The following is a 16,745-nucleotide window of genomic DNA, read 5'->3' as shown; positions in this document are numbered from 1 at the left end:
CACGATCAATGCGATTCCAGCAACACCTCGGTCGACGCCAGCAACACGCATGTTGCGACGCCGTCCATCGCGACCTTCAGCTCGTCGATCTGCGGGAACGTCGGGGCGAGGCGGATGTTGCGGTCGTGCGGATCCCGCTTGTACGGGAACGTCGAGCCGTAGGCGGTCAGCGCGATGCCGGCGTTCTTGGCCAGTTCGATGGTGCGGGCGGCTGCACCGTCGATGACGTCGAGGCTGATGAAGTAGCCGCCCTCCGGGTCGGTCCACGATGCGACCTTCGACTCGGCCAGGCGCGCTTCGAGAATGTCGAGGACGGCGCGGAACTTGGGAACCAGGATGTCGCGGTGCCGCGCCATGTGTGCGCGCACACCGTCGGCGTCGCCGAAGAACTTCACATGCCGCAGCTGGTTGAGTTTGTCCGGGCCGATCGTCGTGACCGACAGATGCTTGCTGAACCAGTCGAGGTTGGCCTGCGACGCACCGAGGAACGACACGCCTGCGCCCGCGAAGGTGATCTTCGACGTCGAGCCGAGGACGTAGACGCGATCCGGGTGCCCGGCTCGCGCGGCCATCTCGAGGACCGGCAATGGCGTCGGCGCGGCGTCGACCAGCGTGTGCACCGCGTAGGCGTTGTCCCAGTAGATGCGGAAATCGTCAGCGGCCGGCATCTCCAGCAGGCGACGGGTGGTCTCCTCGGAGAAAGTGACGCCGGTCGGGTTGGAGTAGGTCGGGACCGCCCACATGCCCTTGATCGAGGGGTCGGCGGCGAGGAGCTCGGCACACACCTCGGTGTCGGGGCCGTCGGGCAGCATGGGCACCGGGATCATCTCGATGCCGTAGGCCTCGGTGATCGCGAAGTGACGGTCGTAGCCGGGGCTGGGGCACAGGAATTTGATCGGGCCCTGCGCGGCCCACGTCGTCGACGACCCGGCGGTGCCGTGCAGCAATCCGAAGACGGTGAGGTCGTGCATGATCTCCAGGCTCGAATTGCCCAGGGACAGCAGATTTGCGGGAGCGACGCCCAGCAGCTCGCCGAAGATGGTCCGCAAGTCGGCGAGGCCGGTGAGGCCGCCGTAGTTGCGGCAGTCGACACCGGTGGAATCGCGGTAGTCGTCGCCCGGCAGCGACAGCATGTCGTTGGACAGGTCGAGCTGCTCGGGAGCGGGTTTGCCGCGGGTGAGGTCGAGCTTGAGTCCCGCCGCCTGCAGGCGCTCGTACTGCTTGGTCAGGTCGTCGGCGATCTCGCGAAGTTGGTCAGGACTCATCGAGTGAAAGTTCACGACTTTGAGGGCCTCTCGCAGCGACGACGCAAATGCAGCGGTGGTGGGGTGAAGATAAGGGGACCCCGCGCACCCGTCAGAGCCCGTTGACCCTTGCTGCCTTCCGGCCCTGGGGGAGTTCACAGGATGCACGCCGCGCGGGATCCGTAGAGAAGTGTAGACGGTAGGCCCGTCCGCGGTCACATCGCGGGGTCCGGTTTCGGCGTGCCCACCGCCGTTTTGGGTTCCGGGGCCTTCGCCGGTTATCATTCCCGGGTTGGAGGATTCGCCTAGTGGCCTATGGCGCTCGCCTGGAACGCGGGTTGGGTTAACGCCCTCAGGGGTTCAAATCCCCTATCCTCCGCAGTGGAATCGCCCGTCACCTGTGATTGTGCAGGTGACGGGCGATTTCGTGGTTTCGGGCCGTGGCTGGCCTCGACTACACCAACGGGATGTCCGCCAGCCCCGGATCGAGTAGCACGATGTTGTACGACGTTTCGCCGTGCTCGTCGAGCAAGCCTCGAACGGTCGCGACTCCACCGGGACTGCGCCGGATCGCGACCGCCCGCGCATTGACCCGGTCGATGTGGCGGGCCAACACGCGCCCGACCTCCTCTCGGTCGCCGACGCTGTAGAGCACCATGCCGCGCGCTTGCAGGTCGGTGGTCTTCGCGATGCGATCGAGTTCCTCGGAGACCAGAGCGTGTGCGCTCTCGGCCGTCTCGCGCGCGACGGCCTGGTCGCCGACGATCTGCGTCTCGCGCACGTGGATGATCTCCAGCGGAATGCTCTCCAGCCGCGCCAACTGCGCGGCCTTGTCGACGATCCAGCGCCGATGGTCGTTCGCGCCGATGGCGACGACCATCGGCCGCACGCCTTCGGGCAGGGCGCCCGCGACCTTCTCCACGGTGGTCGGCACCGGCTCGGGTTCCTGGACTTCTTGCTCGGCGGCGGCCAGGTACTTGCGGCCCATCGCCAACACCGGCACGGCGATGACGAAGGCGGCTGCGCCCAACGCGAAGGCCATGCTCTCGGTAGTCGCAGCGGCCAGCTTGCCCGCGACGAACGGTGCCAGACCGCCGCCGATGAACCGCAGGAATCCATAGGCCGACGACGCGACCGACCGGTCGACCGGCGACACCATCATCACCGCTTGGGTGGTCAGCGTGTTGTTGATGCCGATGAAGGCGCCGCTGACGATCACCGCGACGATCACGACGTCGGGGGTGTCGATACCGATCGCGATCGCCGCCATCACCAGCGCGAGACAGAGCAGATTGACCAGCAGGACACGTCCGGTGCCGAACCTGCGCTGCAGTCGGGGCGCGAAGTAGACGGCGAACGCCGCGACGAGCACGCCCCAGGCACCGAACACCAGGCCGAGTTGGGTCGCGCTGAGCTTCATCGGGTAGGGGGCGTAGCCCATCATCGTGAAGAAGCCCCAGTTGTACAGCAGCGCAACGATTCCCATGATCAGCAGGCCGCGGTGTCGTAGCGCGGACAGCGGCGCCGACAACGGGATCTTCTCGGTCGGTTTCGCCGTACGCGGCACGAAAGCAACGGTCGCGATCAATGCGATCAACATCAGCACGGCCACACCGAAGAACGGTCCGCGCCAGCTGATCGACCCGAGGAAACCGCCCAGCAACGGGCCGACTGCGATACCGACTCCGAGGGCCGCCTCGTACAGGATGATCGCACCGGTGAATCCGCCCTTGGCCGACGCCACGATCGCGGCCAGGCTGGTCGCGATGAACAGCGCGTTCCCGAGCCCCCAGCCCGCGCGGAATCCGATGACGCCCGCGATCGAGTTCATCAGTCCCGCGCCGGCCGCGAAGACGACGATGAGCGCCAACCCCACGACCAAGGTCTGCTTGGATCCGATCCGGCTGGACACCCAGTTCACGCCCAGCATCGCGACCGCGGTGACCACGAGGTAGCTGGTGAACAGCAGCGACACATCGCTCGGCGACGCCTTCAACCCTTCGGCGAGTGCCGGAAGGATCGGATCGACCAGGCCGATGCCCATGAACGAGATGACGCAGGCGAACGCCACCGCCCACACCGCTTTGGGTTGTCTGAATGGACTGGCCGTAGTGCCCGAGGCGCTCATGACCACATCTCCCATCTACGTATAATATATTATATTCATATTGACAGTACTCCCGCTGACAACAGCATGGCGCGCGAAGCGCCCGGAAGTGACGAGAATTACGCGAAGTCCGACGACGACTTTCGCCGTGGCGCTCCGTTTGTCGTTTCTATCGGTAATGATTGGTTCGTGTTGCGTCAAATGACCGGTTTCGCGGCGCTGGGCGCCGTGGTGAGCCTGATCGCCATCGCCGGACAGGAACTATGGTCGGGGCCACCGATTTCCCGGGGCGGCGCATTCTACACCTCGCTGCGAATCGATTGGGCCCCGTCCGTTTACGTCGAGACTGCGGCGATCGGAGCGGCTCTGGGCGCAGGGGCCGGAGTCTTTCTCTGGGTCATCGGACTGCGCATGTCCGGCGCGGCCGGCAACCGAATCGCCCGGGTGGTCGCCGCAGGGTTGTTCGGCACGACCGTCGGCCTCTCCCCGACGCTGATTCTGCTCGCCGGAGCATTCGCCGATGCGCACTGGGCACGCGGATTCTCGAGCACGGCGACGATCCTCGCGGTTTACGCGGTCAGTGGAGTGCTGGGCTACTGCACGGCGCTCGCCGCGGTGTATCTCGTGCTGCGCGCCGGCGACGCCCCGTCGTCGACGACGGTGAAGGTGACCGCGGCATTCCTGCCGGTCGGTGCGATCTCTGCGACGTTGATCGGGGTGGGGGCGGCGTATCGGATGGGCTATTCGACCACGACGTCGACCTGGGTCGTCGTTGTGACGCTCGTGGTGAGCATGCTGGCCGCGACGTTCGCCGCAGCGCGGTCGTTCGCATTACGACGCCGGGCGTGAGTCACGCCATCAGTTCGCGCAATGCGCGCATATGGCCGTCGTAGGCGGCACGACCGGTAGCGGTGAGCGTGACCCACTGTCGGCGCGAGTCACGTTGATCGGGTCGGCTGTCGAGGTAGCCCGCTTCGCTCAGTCTGCTGATGTGTTTGCTGAGTGTCGGTGCACTCATGGCGAGCGCTTGCGCGAGCAGATCGAAGCGCATCTCCTTCGCCTGAGTAAGCGCGGCGCAGATCATCAGCCGCTGGCGAGGGTGAATGAGATCGTCGAACGCGGCGGCGTCGGTCACCCGCTCACCCCACCCGACGTTTGGTCAGCACCCAGAACGCCACTTGCCCCGCGCCGAGCAATACCAACGCGATGACGAACTGCAGCGCGTACGCCGCGAAAGTCCCGCCTTCGACAAGACCGCGCGACACGCCGAGCACCATCACCGCGAGCACGACGCAACCCAAGTTCGCCAGGTTCTGTGGCGCCGTAAGCGGTTGGCGCGCAATCGAACGTGCGCCGCGTCGTCGCTGTATCAGCATGATGAGTCCACACAGAACAACCGCCAGCACCAGGGCGATCACCACGTTGTCAGTGGTCTCGCGAGCGCCGTAGATCGCGGCATAGACCCCCGCGAGGAAGACGGTCGAACCGACGCGCAGCCACATCGGAGTGATTGCGGCTTGCGCGCCGCGAACAGCTGCCTGCACGTCCGCGAGGTTCCCTGCGTCATCGTTCGTTTCCATGTCGGCAACGATAGGCTTTCGTTGCCAAGTTGGCAACAATTTGTTCGGATGACCCGCACCGCCGAAGGCGCCGGCTTGGCCGGCAGGTACCTACCTGGGTTCAGGTCGCGGGCGTTTCACGTTTCGAGGGCACTGGCGAGACTCCGGCCGATGCAGCGAAGGCACAGCGCAGCGACTGTCGTCACATCGGCGGGTAGATTGAGAACCTATGCGCCCGGAGGTCGTCGAATCCGCCTCATCGCTGCCGCGATGGGCGGACTTGATCAATGAGCGATTCGTACCGTTGCAGATCACTCCGATCTCCTCGACGCAACTCTCGGGAAGCGTCACAACCGTGCATCTCGGCCATATGCAGGCGTCCTCTGTCCAGTCGACATCGCAAGTCTTCACACGTCCCCCTTCGCTCACCGGGTCTGGGCGAGAACTTGTCGCGGTAGGCGCAGTCGAAGAGGGACACGGTTTTCTGGAGCAGAACGGCCGGCAGTGTGAGGTCGCCGAAGGGTCGTTCGCGGTGTACCAAACCTCGCAGCCGTTCGTCTGGGCCTTTCCCGACACCTGCCGATTGCGCGTTTATGCATGGCCCCGCGCCACGGTAGGCATCACCGACAACGAACTCCACAATATAACTGCGGTACCGGTCATCGGTTCGCGCGGGTTGGGTAGATCGGTTGCACCGACCCTGCGGACTCTCTTCGACCGGGAACCCGGGGACCTTTCTCTGCCGAATGCGATAGAGAGCAGGTTCGCCGACAATCTCGCTGAACTGTCGATCACCGCCGCGTTGGCGAGCCGCGGTCTTCCCTTGTCGGATGACGACGGCGGCACCATCGATTCTCTGCTCACCAAGATCAAGGTTTTCATCGAGGAACACCTCGACGACGTCGAGTTGAGTTCGGCCTCCATCGCGGCTGAGTTCTTCATCTCCACCAGAACTCTGAACCGAGTCTTCGCCCAGAACGCAATCACCGTGGGAGCCTGGGTGAAAGGACGTCGCTTGGAGCGCGCGAAGTCGATCCTGCGCGGCAGAGCGAGCGCCGGAGTGCCGATCGCCGTCGTCGGCTACAGGTGCGGTTTCACCAGTGCGACGACCTTCAACCGGGAATTCACGCGGCGGTACGGTATCAGCCCCGGCCGATACCGCACCGCACACGAATAATCGGTGCCATCGCGCTCAGTTCCCGGTCGCCGATAGCCCACCAATTGGACATCGCCCCCGCACGGTCGGCGAAGATTGTTGTCGGACAGTAGGATTCGCCCAGCAAGTTAAGTTTGTCCGGCCCCGGTCGACAGCCGTTCTCGGCCACCGCGAGCGGATCGAAATCAAGACTCTTGAGAAGCTTGTGGAGGTCGCGGCGACGAACTCCCTTATTGCCGCCGTCGTACACGGGGAAGCAGAGAACGTCTTCCATGATGCCCGCGATCGGCGTCAGATCCGAGTACGCATCTGGCGCCCACCAGACGCATCGCGTCGTAGACGAGGACTCACGCCGGGGGAGCCGTCAAGCGGCCCGATCTACTCACTTCACGTAACCCGCCGAGACCTCACAATGCCCGGGTTGTCGAAGAGTCGACAACCCGGGCACTGCATCGTATCGAGCGGCGAGATGATCAGTGCAGCGGAATCGGCACCACGACGGTCTTGGTCTCGGTGTAGGAATCGAAGACCGCGACTCCGTGTTCACGACCCCATCCCGACTGCTTGTAGCCGCCGAACGGCAGCGCGGGGTCGAGGACGTTATACGAGTTGATCCATACACTTCCCGCCCGAAGCTCCGCCGCCACCGCGTGCGCCCGCGCCAGATCTTTCGTCCAGATGCCGCCGGCGAGTCCGTAGGCCGTGGCGTTAGCCGCCTCGATGACCTCCTCGGTCGACTCGAAGCGCTGCACCGTCAACACCGGACCAAAGATCTCTTCGTCGACGACCCGCATGCCGGGACGCGTATCGGCGAGGATCGTCGGCTCGACGAAGTAGCCGACATCTCCGTGCCTGCCGCCTCCTGTCACCACCCGCGCGCCCTCGTCGGCCCCAGACTGCAGGTAGCCGAGTACCCGCTCGAGCTGTTGGTCTGAGACGACCGGACCGATGACGGTGTCCACGTCCATTCCGCGACCGACCTTCAATCCGCGCGCGATCTCGGCGAGCCCGGCGACCACCTCGTCGTAGACGTCGGTATGCACGAACAATCGGCTACCTGCGGTACACGCTTCACCCTGGTTGAAGAAGATCGCGTTCGCCGCGCCGGGGATGGCTTCGGCCAGGTCCGCGTCGGCGAAGATGATATTCGGCGACTTGCCCCCCAACTCCAGGGTGACTTTCTTCAGATTGCCCGCCGCGGCGCGCACGATCTCCTTGCCGACCTCGGTGGACCCCGTGAACGAAATCTTGTCGACGTCGGGATGCGCAACGAGCGGCGCGCCCACACCGGGACCGTCGCCGTGGACGATGTTCACCACACCGTCCGGGACACCGGCATCACGTAGCACCTGACCGAAGAGCGACGCTGTCAGCGGGGTCTGCTCGGCAGGTTTGAGCACGACGGTGTTGCCGGCCGCCAGCGCAGGGGCCAGCTTCCACGAAACCAACAGCAGCGGGAAATTCCATGCGATGATGGCGCCGACCACGCCGACCGGCTCACGTCGCGTGTAAGCGTGGTACTTGCCCGGCCCCGCGGGAGCGGTGACCGGAATCGTGGCACCCTCCAGCTTCGACGGCCAACCGGCGAAGTACCTGAACCACTCGACGACCAGCGGCACGTCCACCGCACGGGCGATGGTGACTGATTTACCGGTGTCGAGCGATTCGAGAACGGCGAACTCATCTGTTCGCTCCTCGATGAGATCGGCGATCTTCCACAGGATCTTGCCGCGCTCGCCGGGCGTCATGTCCTTCCACGGCCCACGCAACGCTCGTCGAGCCGCCGCAACCGCGAGGTCGACGTCCTCAGCCGTGCCGGTCGACACCTGCGCCAGCACCTCGCCGTTGCTCGGATCGAGCGTGGGAAACGTCGCGCCCGATGCCGACGCGACGTCAGCGCCGTCGATCAGGTGATTCACCGGCGCGGCTAGCAGGCGTGCGGCGTCGGCGGGTATGTCAATGCTTACTGTCATTGTTGCTCCGAATTGAGAATCGTGGATGGATGGCCGAGAGGATTCAGCTCGAGACCGCTTCGTTGGTGATCACCCAGAACTTCTTGGTGAAAGGTGATTTCGACGTCCAAGTGATGTGCTCGCCCGAGGTCAGGCCGATGACGTCGCCCGCCTTGAAGTCGAAGTCTTCGCCGGTCTCGTCGTTGTGCACGTGTACTTCGCCTTCCAACAGCAGGATCGTCTCGTCTCCGAGAACGCCGGTGTAGGGCGTCGTCAGGGTTCCGTCGGCCTCGCTGCCGGCGATGCCTTTGCCTGAGCGCCACAGGCCCGAAAGAAGAGTTCCGGTGCTGCCGCCCTCTCGCTGGAAGATCAACTCCCCTTTGGTGAGGTCGCCTTCGGCCGGCTCGGTGAAGTCATATGGCGTCCAGCCTTCGGGATTGTCGTTGATGCTTGCGATCACGAGATCGTCCGAGGAGGCTCCGGTGGATGTCGGACTGTCCCAGATCACCCAGAACTTCTTGAAGTACGGCCCGTTGATCTCCCAGGTCTGCTCAAGCCCTTTGGGTTCGTGAATGATGTCGCCGGGTCCGACTTCGTACTGCTTGCCGGTCGCGGTGACCGTGATGACCGCAGAGCCTTCGATGACGACAGCGGATTCGTCGCCGAGCGGAGCCGACCAGACCACCGTGCCGGATCCGTCCGACCGCGCTCCTGGGGCTCCGGCGTGATAGCGCCAGAAACCAGCGGAAAGGTTGCCCGACGCGCCCTCGGGCCGGAAGACCGTTACCTCGCCTTGCGTTTCTGTTCGTCCCAGCGCGGGCTCTTCCCACTCGAATGGGGACCACTCGTGTTTGGTGGGATCGGCGGAACCGCCGTGAACACGTCCCTTGGTCAGCGTCGACATTGCAACCTCCTGGGTAGGAATCTGTGGCGAAAACCCCAGCGCGACAGGATATCTGCGACTGGGCGACACCACCGCGATCAGTGGTGACGCAGATCACGCTATGCGTCGCCAGTGGCGCCGAGTTGACGACGGACGACACCGTATTGTCGAATCACGCCATCCTGGCCGTCGGCAGCTGTCGTGATTCCGGCGGCGGCAAGCCGCCTCGAACTTTCACCGGAATGACGATCAGTCGCTGCGATCAGCGCACCGCCGCGTCGGCTTCTTCCTCGTGTTCCGTGTCGGCACGACGCGCGAACATCCAGCCGATCACGCCGACTACCGGGACAGCCCACACGACCGCCAGCCACACCGGTCGGTTTCCGCACGTGGTGCGCGAGACCAGCACGCGGTAGGTGAAGTAGAGCAGAACCGGCAACCAGAACATCAGAGCCAGGACGGCCCCCGACTGCAGGATGAAGATCCACATGTCCCGGTTCAGCTGCGCCGAGCATCCGGGATCACGAGCACACTCCGAGAACCCGGCTTCGGCAAGTGTTCCGACCACCATGAGCCCAGGGTAGCGACGCGACTCGGACCGCGGGTGGGGACGCGTGATCAACATCGCCAGCGATTCGGCGATCGTGATCCCCGCCGAGATGATCCATTACGGAATGTCGAAGACTGCGCTGCTCGCGGTATCTCGCGGTTTCGCCAAGGAGGCGGCGGGCACCGGTGTCACGGTGAACTCGGTGATCGCCGGCCCAACGCACACCCGGCGGCGTCGAGGACTTCGTGTACCAACTGGTCGATCGTGATCTGCCATGGGACGAGGCACAGCGCGAGTTCATGATCAAGTTCCGACCGCAGTCGTTGCTGCAGCGGCTCATCGAATCCGAGGAGATCGCGAACCTCGTGGCGTACCTGAGTTCGCACTGTCGTCGGCGACCACCGGCGGCGCCATTCGCGTCGACGGCGGCTACGTGGATTCGATTGTGCCGTAGAGTCTCTCGTCAGGATCGCAGGGTGATCGGCGATGCGGGCCCGACGCTCAAAGCCGCGAGTGCCTGCGGGGACAGCCCCGGACGAAAGGTCACCGCGGCCGCAGTGATGTCACCTTCCGGGGTCAGCCGCGCAAGGTCGACGTCGGCGATGTCGATGCGGCGCATGGCATCGGTACCGTTCATATTCGATGTCGACGTACGCATGCTGAGAATGCCGCGCCCGTTGCGCGCGACGATGCGCGGGTCGGCCATCGCGAACTCGATCAGATGGAACTTCGAGTAGGCGACAACGGTTCCGCGGTAATGCAATACACCCGAGTGACCACTGATGCGCTTGTCCCGCAAGGCAAACGACAGCACTCCCGCGCCGTCGACGCTCGCGCCGTCCGACGCCGCAACACCGCCCTGCGCGGCTGTAGTGACCTGACGGTGGAAGCCAGGTGAGTAAGCCCAGATCATATTGCGCGGCGCGGGTTTCGGAGTGTTCGGGCCGGGCGACGTCGAGTAGTTGATCGGAACGTAGCGCTCCTGTGCCGCATTGTCGGCACAGGCCGCTCCGTAGGTGTAAATACCGAACCGAGCGTGGCGCGGGGTGTCTTTCGGCGTCGTGGTCTTGATCCTTGCGACGAAGGAACCGTCGGGTTTCAACCGAACCCATTGCTGACGGATCGTGCGATTCATGTCGAACGGCACACTTGGAACGCGACTCAAGGCCGACGGCGACAGCGCCCATTTGACCGCGGAACGGGTTGCGGCGCGTGCCGACTCCGGTGCATCCTTCGACGGCTGCCACAGCGGAGCGAAAGCACCGAAGGCGATGAATGTGCCATGCGGCACGCCCGGCGGTACGGGAACCGGAAAGCCGTAGCGGTTGGCGTCGGGATCGAAACCGCGACCCTTGACGACGACTTCATCGCCGGGATGCAAGACGGCGGAGCCGATGGGCGTAGCGCCGTCGGCGGCGAAGACCGCAATTCGCGCGGTCGCGGTCGGGGTGGCCGCAGCCGACACCGGAGGAACATATCCAAGCACCACAAGCAACCCGCCGACAATCAAAGCCACGCGTCTCATGTGCCGAGCCTAGCCTTACTTCTCCACGGCCTGGCGTTCGCGTCCGACGTGCGAGACAGTCGCCCCACTGGATGGTCGAGTGCCGGCACAACTTCGGGACCCCGACCACGCCGCCCAGCGTCGACACGGCCGTGGGCAGTGCCACTGGATGGTCGAGTGGGAGCCTCGCGCACGACTATTCCCCTACTCCACGCGGTTGCCCTGCTCGTCCCAGTGCTCGGCGACCTTCTTACTGGGCTGGACACGCCGCGGCTCGCCGGGCATCTTCGGATAGCTCGGCGGGTAGGGCATGTCACCGAGCCCATCGCTCTCGTCGCGTGCGACCATCTCCAACAGCGGCTCGATTCCCGTTGCCGCTGAGGATATCTCGGCCCACGGATCGCCGCGATTCTCGACCAGCCCCGGCACCGTCGCGATGGTGCAGTCACGTGGATCGACGTCGGCCAAGTCCGCCCAGGTGACCGGAGTCGACACCATCGCCGTCGGTGTCTTGCGCGCCGAGTAAGCGCAGGCTCGTGTCGAAACCTCGTAAGTTGAAAGCGCCAACGCGCTAAACGCCTTGAGACAGTGCCAGATTCGGCTCACGATGGCTTCGACGCGTACGCCCACTCAATCAACGGACTGACGCGTGCGTCCCGCACGGTTACCCATGGCAACGTCGTAGGCGAATATTCAGCCGAGCGCACACATGTGGGCGTCATATGCAGCGCGACCTCTCGAGGTGAGCGCGACCCACGGACGTCGTGAACCTCGTTGATCGCGTCGACTGGTGACATAGCCCGCTTTGCTCAGTCGATCGAACAGCTCGTTGAACGTCGGCGCGTTCAAGGCCAACGCGTGGGCGAGCAAATCGGACCGTATTTCGGTCACCTGAGTCAACGCGGCACAGAACATCAGGCATTCACGCGGGCGGATCACTTCGTCAGACAACGCAACGGCTCCGCCAACGCGCTGAACCCGACGGATGCTCAGCGTCCACAACGCGACCTGCATACCGCCGAACAGCACCAGTGCGAGAACAAACTGGAGCGCATAAGCACGAAAAGTCCCGCCTTCGGTAAGATAGCGCACTGATCCGAGCAGAATAAGCACGAGTAATACCCCACCCAGGTTCGCCAGGTAATGGGGCGCCGTAAACGGCTCCCGCGAGAAGGTGCGTGCGCCGCGTCGGCGCTGTATCAGAACTGTGAATCCCAAAAGGACATACCCAAGCGCAGCCGCCACGTAAATGTTGTCGCCGAATTTGCCCGCACCGAAGAACATCGCGCACGTCGCCGCGAGTAGGAGCGTCTGACCAGCGAGTAACCACTTCGGAGTGACTGCCAGCAGTACGCGCCGAACCGCATCTTTCGCATCCGAGATGCTCCCGATATCGCCTGCCATTTCCATATCTTCCATCCTTGCGACGATCTCGAGCGGAGACTTATTGTTCCCGTTCTCTGCCTACGAAGAAGTCGACAACTCAAATCGAGTGTGCCGCCGGCGCGTGCACATATGACCGTCGTATGCCGTGCGGCCGCTCGCGGTGAGTCTTACCCATTGCAGGTGTGGGTCTCGTTGGTCGGGTCGGCAGTCGATATGGCCGACCCCGCCCAATCGGCTGAGGTGTTCGCTCAGCGTCGGCGTGTCCATCGTCAGCGCACGAGCAAGGACATCGGAGCGCACCTGCGCTGCCTGAGTCAACGCGGCGCAGATCATCACGCGCGACCGAGGACTGATGACGTCGTCGATCAGCGCGACCGGCCCGTCAACGCGCCCTACCCGACGGGTGTTCTGCATCGAGTACGCGACGTGCACGGCACCGACCACTGCCAGCGCAATCACAAATCGCGCCGCGTAGGCCGTGAATGTCCCGCCCGGCAAGTGATCTGAGGTCACGACGTGGCCGGCCACCAGCAGGATCGCACCGCCGCCGAATGCCAGCATGGGTGCCGACCACCCAGGTGGACGTGTCATCGAACGAACACCGCGCCAGCGTTGAACCAATCGATCCACCGGTGCGCTCAGCCAACACACGAGGAGCGCCACCCACGCGAAAACAGCGATGTCGCTCAGGACACCCGACCCGTAGAGAGCTGCGAGCCACGCCGCAACGCAGATCGTCTGCCCGACCCTCAGCCACGCCGGCGTGATGACCGACTGCACGCGCCGCACTGCCCGCAACGCGTCGGCGAGAGTACCGGCGCCTTCAGTCGCTTCCATGCTTTCCATACCTGCGACGATAGGTACCGCTGCCGTCCGACCACTAGATGTCGGCGTCCAGTTCCACCACGCGAATGACTACGCCTGACCTGCGGGTTCGACGCTGAGACGACGCCCGAACAGCAGACCCGATCGAGAGTTGTGAAACGGAGAATCCGCCCAGACTACGGCTGCTATTCCACGCGGTTGCCCTGCTCGTCCCAGTGCTCGGCGACCTTCTTACTGGGCTGGACACGCGGCGGCTCGCCGGGCATCTTCGGATAGCTCGGCGGGTAGGGCATGTCACCGAGTCCATCGCTCTCGTCGCGTGCGACCATCTCCAACAGCGGCTCGATTCCCGTTGCCGCTGAGGATATCTCGGCCCACGGATCGCCGCGATTCTCGACCAGCCCCGGCACCGTCGCGATGGTGCAGTCAAGTGGATCGACGTCGGCCAAGTCCGCCCAGGTGACCGGAGTCGACACCATCGCCGTCGGTGTCTTGCGCGCCGAGTAGGGCGAAGCCATCGTCCGGTCACGGGCGTTCTGGTTGAAGTCGATGAAGATCCGCGCGCCCCGCTCCTCCTTCCACCAGGATGTCGTAATCCGTTGCGGATCACGGCGTTCCAACTCTCGGGCCAGAGCGATGACAGCGCGTCGGGTCGAGATGAAATCCCACTTCGGCTCGATCGGGACGTACACGTGGATGCCGCGGCTACCCGACGTCTTCGCGAAGCCGGTGAAGCCCAACTCCGCCAGCAGCGGGTTCACGACGTCGATCGCCACCCGCCGTACATCCTCGAAATCCGTTCCGGGCGAAGGGTCGAGGTCGATCCGTAACTGATCCGGATGCTCGTTGTCGGGCGCCCGCGTCGGCCAGGTGTGAAAGGTGAAGGTTCCCAAATTGGCCGCCCACACGATGTCGGCGGGTGACGTCGGGCGTATGGCGTCGCCGGTCCTCCCCGACGGGAACGTGATCCGGGTGGACTCAACATGTTCCGGGCGCTTCTTGGCGATGTGCTTCTGGTAGATCATCTCGCCCTCGACGCCGTCGGGGAATCGCTGCAGGAACGTGGGCCGATCTCGCAACGCGTCCATCAACGGCCCCGCCAACGCCATCGTCCGGTAGTAGCCGACCAAATCCCTTTTGCGGCCACCGTTTTCACCGAGTTCGGGGAAATAGATCTTGTCCGGGTTGCTCATTCGAACCGATATGCCGTCGACGTCGAGTTGCTCGGCTGGCGTCGCCATCACGAATTTCCTTCCAGCACATCGTGCAGGTCGTAGGTGAGCGGCACATCCAGTTGGTCGTAGCCGCAACTTTCAGGCTCGCGGTCGGGCCGCCAGCGTAGGAACTTGACCGTGTGCCGGAACCGCTGGCCTTCCATCTGGTCATAGGCGAACTCGGCCACCAGCTCCGGCCGGATCGGGATCCACTCCCCCGTCGCCGACGACCGCCAGCGATTGACTTCGCCAGGCGCGACATGATCGGGGTCCAGTCGCATCGGTTCGAATTGTTGTTGCAGCTCAAGGCGTTTGGCATCGCTGAATGCCGCGGACCCGCCGACCATGCGCAGCTCGCCGTCCTTGTACAAGCCCAGCAGCATCGACCCGATGCCGGTGCCGCTCTTGTGCACCCGGTAACCGATGATGACGCAGTCCGCCGTTCTCTTGTGCTTGACCTTCAACATCTCCCGCTTACCGGGCAAGTACGGACTCGCCAACGGCTTGGCGACCACACCATCGAGGCCGGCCCCCTCGAACGCCGAAAACCATTGTGTCGCTTGGTCTGGGTCGACGGTAACCCGGCTGACTCGAAGCGTCGAGGTGCGCTCGGTCGACCCGATCACCTGAAGCAGCGTCTCCCGGCGAACAGGGAACGGCTCGCCGGTGACGTCGACACTTCCCGACGCGAGGGCGTCGAAGCCGATGAAGATGGCCGGTGTGGTCTCGGCGAGCATGTTGACCCGCGACGCCGCGGGGTGAATACGCTGTGACAGCGAATCCCAGTCGAGACGATGCACTCCGTCGATCGATGCGGGTACGCCGATCTCGCCGTCGACGACGACTTTGGGCGGCAACTGTTCTCGGGCCGCGGCAACGATCTCGGGAAAGTATCGGGCGAGGTCTTTGCCCCCACGGGATCCGATGAACACGTCGTCGCCGTCGCGGAAGATCAATGCGCGGAAGCCATCCCACTTGGGTTCGTAGGAGTAGACGGGTGCGGCGTCGGGCTGCGTCGGCACCTTGGTGACGGCTTTGGCGAGCATCGGGGCTATGGGCGGCAGCACGGGGAGGTCCACCCTGTCATCCTTGCACTTGTAGGCTTCGAATCGATGGATACAACTCCGGTCCGGCGGGATTTGCCCGCCGGACGATTCGCGCCGTCGCCGTCGGGCGACCTGCATGTCGGCAACCTGCGGACCGCGCTGCTCGCGTGGCTGTTCGCCCGGCATACCGACCGCCGATTCCTGCTCCGGATGGAAGATCTCGACCGTACTGCGGTCGGTGCCGACCACCGCCAGATCGACGATCTGCACGCCGTCGGGATCGACTGGGATCCACCGGTCACCTATCAGACCGCCAGGCTGGCCGTCTACGACGGCGTCGTCGAACGACTGACCGCGCAGGACCGCACGTTCCCATGCTTCTGCACTCGACGTGAGATCCTCGATGCACCGTCGGCGCCGCACGCCCCACCGGGGGCATACCCCGGAACGTGCGCGAATCTCACTGCGGCACAACGAGAAGAGCGACTCGCGTCGGGACGGCCACCGGCGATCCGAATTCGCTCCGACGTCACCGAGTTCAGCGTCGTCGACCTCCTGCACGGTGAGTACACCGGCGCCGTCGACGATTTCGTGATCCGCCGCAACGACGGGACGCCCGCCTACAACCTCGCGGTCGTCGTCGACGACGGTGCCTTCGGTATCGATCAGGTGGTCCGCGGTGACGATCTGTTGTCGTCGGCGCCCCGCCAGGCGTATCTCGCTACGCTGCTCGACTACGCGCCGCCGACGTACGCGCACGTCCCGATGGTGGTCAACGCCGACGGCGTACGACTGTCCAAGCGCGACGGCGCGGTGACTCTGAGTGATCTCGCCGCGGCGTGCGTCAGCGTCGTAGACGTGTGTTCGATGATCTACGCCTCGTTGGGATTGGGCGAGGCAGGCGAACACATCACCAGCGCCGAGGCGCTACGACGATTCGATCCGCGGCGGCTACCGACCCGGCCGTGGGTGTTCGAAAGGCAGTAGGCGGCCCCGGTCGTCGAGTGCCGAAGCGAGGCACGAGCTTCGGTGTATCCCTGGTCGTCGAGTGCCGAAGCGAGGTACGAGCTTCGGTGTATCGCCCGGTCGTCGAGTGCCGAAGCGAGGTACGAGCTTCGGTGCAACGAGACGTCCGCCAGCCGAACTCACCCGGCCGCCCCTGGCAGGCGGTCCGAAAACCGCACGGATTCAATTGGATTGGGTTCGGTTGGGTTCTTCGACTCACCAGACCCCTCGTTACACCGAAGCTCGTTCCTCGCTTCCGCACTCGGGGAGCGGTGGTGGCGCTCGTTTGGACTGGGTTCGGTTAGGTTCTTCGG

Annotated in this window: 16 protein-coding genes, 1 tRNA gene, 1 other RNA gene and 2 pseudogenes; 5 read left to right on the top strand and 15 right to left on the bottom strand. The window is 64.4% G+C overall.

The features are described from left to right. Window positions 1–5 precede the first annotated feature (5 nt). Both HH308_RS28245 and ffs read right to left on the bottom strand, forming a co-directional pair. Window positions 6–1,280 carry an aspartate aminotransferase type Ic gene (locus HH308_RS28245; RefSeq protein ID WP_170197619.1) on the bottom strand — a complete coding sequence of 425 codons (1,275 nt, stop codon included), beginning with the start codon at window positions 1,278–1,280 and terminating at the stop codon, window positions 6–8. A 54-nt stretch (window positions 1,281–1,334) separates the two neighbouring features. Beyond that, window positions 1,335–1,429: signal recognition particle sRNA small type (gene ffs, locus HH308_RS28240), an RNA gene on the bottom strand. A gap of 109 nt (window positions 1,430–1,538) precedes the next feature. Here ffs and HH308_RS28235 point away from each other — a divergent pair. Then, window positions 1,539–1,623: transfer RNA gene (locus tag HH308_RS28235), tRNA-Ser, on the top strand. 75 nt (window positions 1,624–1,698) lie between these two features. Here the strand turns inward: HH308_RS28235 and HH308_RS28230 are convergent. After that, a complete protein-coding gene (locus tag HH308_RS28230; protein ID WP_246284910.1) occupies window positions 1,699–3,387 on the bottom strand; it encodes an MFS transporter in 1,689 nt (562 codons plus the stop codon). Window positions 3,388–3,552: 165 nt separating this feature from the next. On the opposite strand from HH308_RS28230, the gene HH308_RS28225 reads away from it, so the two are divergent. Further along, window positions 3,553–4,200, top strand: coding sequence for a hypothetical protein (locus tag HH308_RS28225; protein ID WP_170197618.1), 648 nt, complete (start codon window positions 3,553–3,555; stop codon window positions 4,198–4,200). Between the two features lies 1 nt (window position 4,201). Here HH308_RS28225 and HH308_RS28220 read toward each other — a convergent pair whose 3' ends face one another. Beyond that, entirely contained in the window at window positions 4,202–4,486 is a 285-nt protein-coding gene (locus tag HH308_RS28220) for a transcriptional regulator (RefSeq protein ID WP_170197617.1), read from the bottom strand. 4 nt (window positions 4,487–4,490) lie between these two features. Further along, entirely contained in the window at window positions 4,491–4,931 is a 441-nt protein-coding gene (locus HH308_RS28215; protein WP_170197616.1) for a hypothetical protein, read from the bottom strand. Between the two features lie 208 nt (window positions 4,932–5,139). On the opposite strand from HH308_RS28215, the gene HH308_RS30320 reads away from it, so the two are divergent. Next, window positions 5,140–6,087: an AraC family transcriptional regulator gene (locus HH308_RS30320; RefSeq protein WP_170197615.1), complete on the top strand. Its 948-nt coding sequence runs from the start codon at window positions 5,140–5,142 to the stop codon at window positions 6,085–6,087. Here the strand turns inward: HH308_RS30320 and HH308_RS30045 are convergent. From HH308_RS30045 to HH308_RS28190, 4 genes are all read right to left on the bottom strand, one after another. Then, window positions 6,053–6,340: a hypothetical protein gene (locus tag HH308_RS30045; protein ID WP_246284907.1), complete on the bottom strand. Its 288-nt coding sequence runs from the start codon at window positions 6,338–6,340 to the stop codon at window positions 6,053–6,055. The two genes, HH308_RS30320 and HH308_RS30045, sit on opposite strands and share 35 nt — an antisense overlap. 199 nt (window positions 6,341–6,539) lie before the next feature. After that, the gene (locus HH308_RS28200; protein WP_170197614.1) at window positions 6,540–8,039 is read right to left on the bottom strand and encodes an aldehyde dehydrogenase family protein; all 1,500 of its coding nucleotides are present in this window, start codon (window positions 8,037–8,039) and stop codon (window positions 6,540–6,542) included. Between the two features lie 43 nt (window positions 8,040–8,082). Then, window positions 8,083–8,922, bottom strand: coding sequence for a cupin domain-containing protein (locus tag HH308_RS28195; RefSeq protein WP_170197613.1), 840 nt, complete (start codon window positions 8,920–8,922; stop codon window positions 8,083–8,085). 241 nt (window positions 8,923–9,163) lie between these two features. Next, window positions 9,164–9,472: a hypothetical protein gene (locus HH308_RS28190; RefSeq protein WP_170197612.1), complete on the bottom strand. Its 309-nt coding sequence runs from the start codon at window positions 9,470–9,472 to the stop codon at window positions 9,164–9,166. Window positions 9,473–9,509: 37 nt separating this feature from the next. On the opposite strand from HH308_RS28190, the pseudogene HH308_RS30315 reads away from it, so the two are divergent. Further along, window positions 9,510–9,719, top strand: a pseudogene (locus tag HH308_RS30315) (SDR family oxidoreductase); the annotation flags it as partial. Between the two features lie 195 nt (window positions 9,720–9,914). Here HH308_RS30315 and HH308_RS28180 read toward each other — a convergent pair. The 6 genes and pseudogenes from HH308_RS28180 to HH308_RS28155 form a co-directional block, all read right to left on the bottom strand. Beyond that, window positions 9,915–10,976 (bottom strand): HtaA domain-containing protein, encoded by a 1,062-nt coding sequence (locus HH308_RS28180; protein WP_170197611.1) that lies wholly within the window; start codon window positions 10,974–10,976, stop codon window positions 9,915–9,917. 183 nt (window positions 10,977–11,159) lie between these two features. Further along, a pseudogene (ligD, locus tag HH308_RS28175) lies at window positions 11,160–11,495 on the bottom strand (non-homologous end-joining DNA ligase LigD); the annotation flags it as partial. 153 nt (window positions 11,496–11,648) lie between these two features. Next, window positions 11,649–12,374 (bottom strand): MarR family winged helix-turn-helix transcriptional regulator, encoded by a 726-nt coding sequence (locus HH308_RS28170; protein ID WP_170197610.1) that lies wholly within the window; start codon window positions 12,372–12,374, stop codon window positions 11,649–11,651. A gap of 45 nt (window positions 12,375–12,419) precedes the next feature. Next, window positions 12,420–13,178, bottom strand: coding sequence for a winged helix DNA-binding protein (locus HH308_RS28165; RefSeq protein ID WP_170197609.1), 759 nt, complete (start codon window positions 13,176–13,178; stop codon window positions 12,420–12,422). Between the two features lie 173 nt (window positions 13,179–13,351). Beyond that, window positions 13,352–14,407, bottom strand: coding sequence for a DNA polymerase domain-containing protein (locus HH308_RS28160; RefSeq protein WP_170197608.1), 1,056 nt, complete (start codon window positions 14,405–14,407; stop codon window positions 13,352–13,354). Beyond that, on the bottom strand, window positions 14,407–15,459 hold the full coding sequence (locus HH308_RS28155; protein ID WP_170197607.1) for an ATP-dependent DNA ligase: 1,053 nt from the start codon (window positions 15,457–15,459) through the stop codon (window positions 14,407–14,409). Before HH308_RS28155 ends, HH308_RS28160 begins: the two co-directional genes overlap by 1 nt. 33 nt (window positions 15,460–15,492) lie before the next feature. Here HH308_RS28155 and gluQRS point away from each other — a divergent pair, with 33 nt between their 5' ends. Beyond that, window positions 15,493–16,413 carry a tRNA glutamyl-Q(34) synthetase GluQRS gene (gene gluQRS / locus HH308_RS28150; RefSeq protein ID WP_170197606.1) on the top strand — a complete coding sequence of 307 codons (921 nt, stop codon included), beginning with the start codon at window positions 15,493–15,495 and terminating at the stop codon, window positions 16,411–16,413. Window positions 16,414–16,745: the final 332 nt, after the last annotated feature.

Origin of the sequence: Gordonia asplenii (genome assembly GCF_012933505.1) — a bacterium.
In the GTDB taxonomy this organism is placed as follows: Bacteria; Actinomycetota; Actinomycetes; order Mycobacteriales; family Mycobacteriaceae; genus Gordonia; species Gordonia asplenii.
This window is presented reverse-complemented; position numbering and strand designations above follow the sequence as displayed.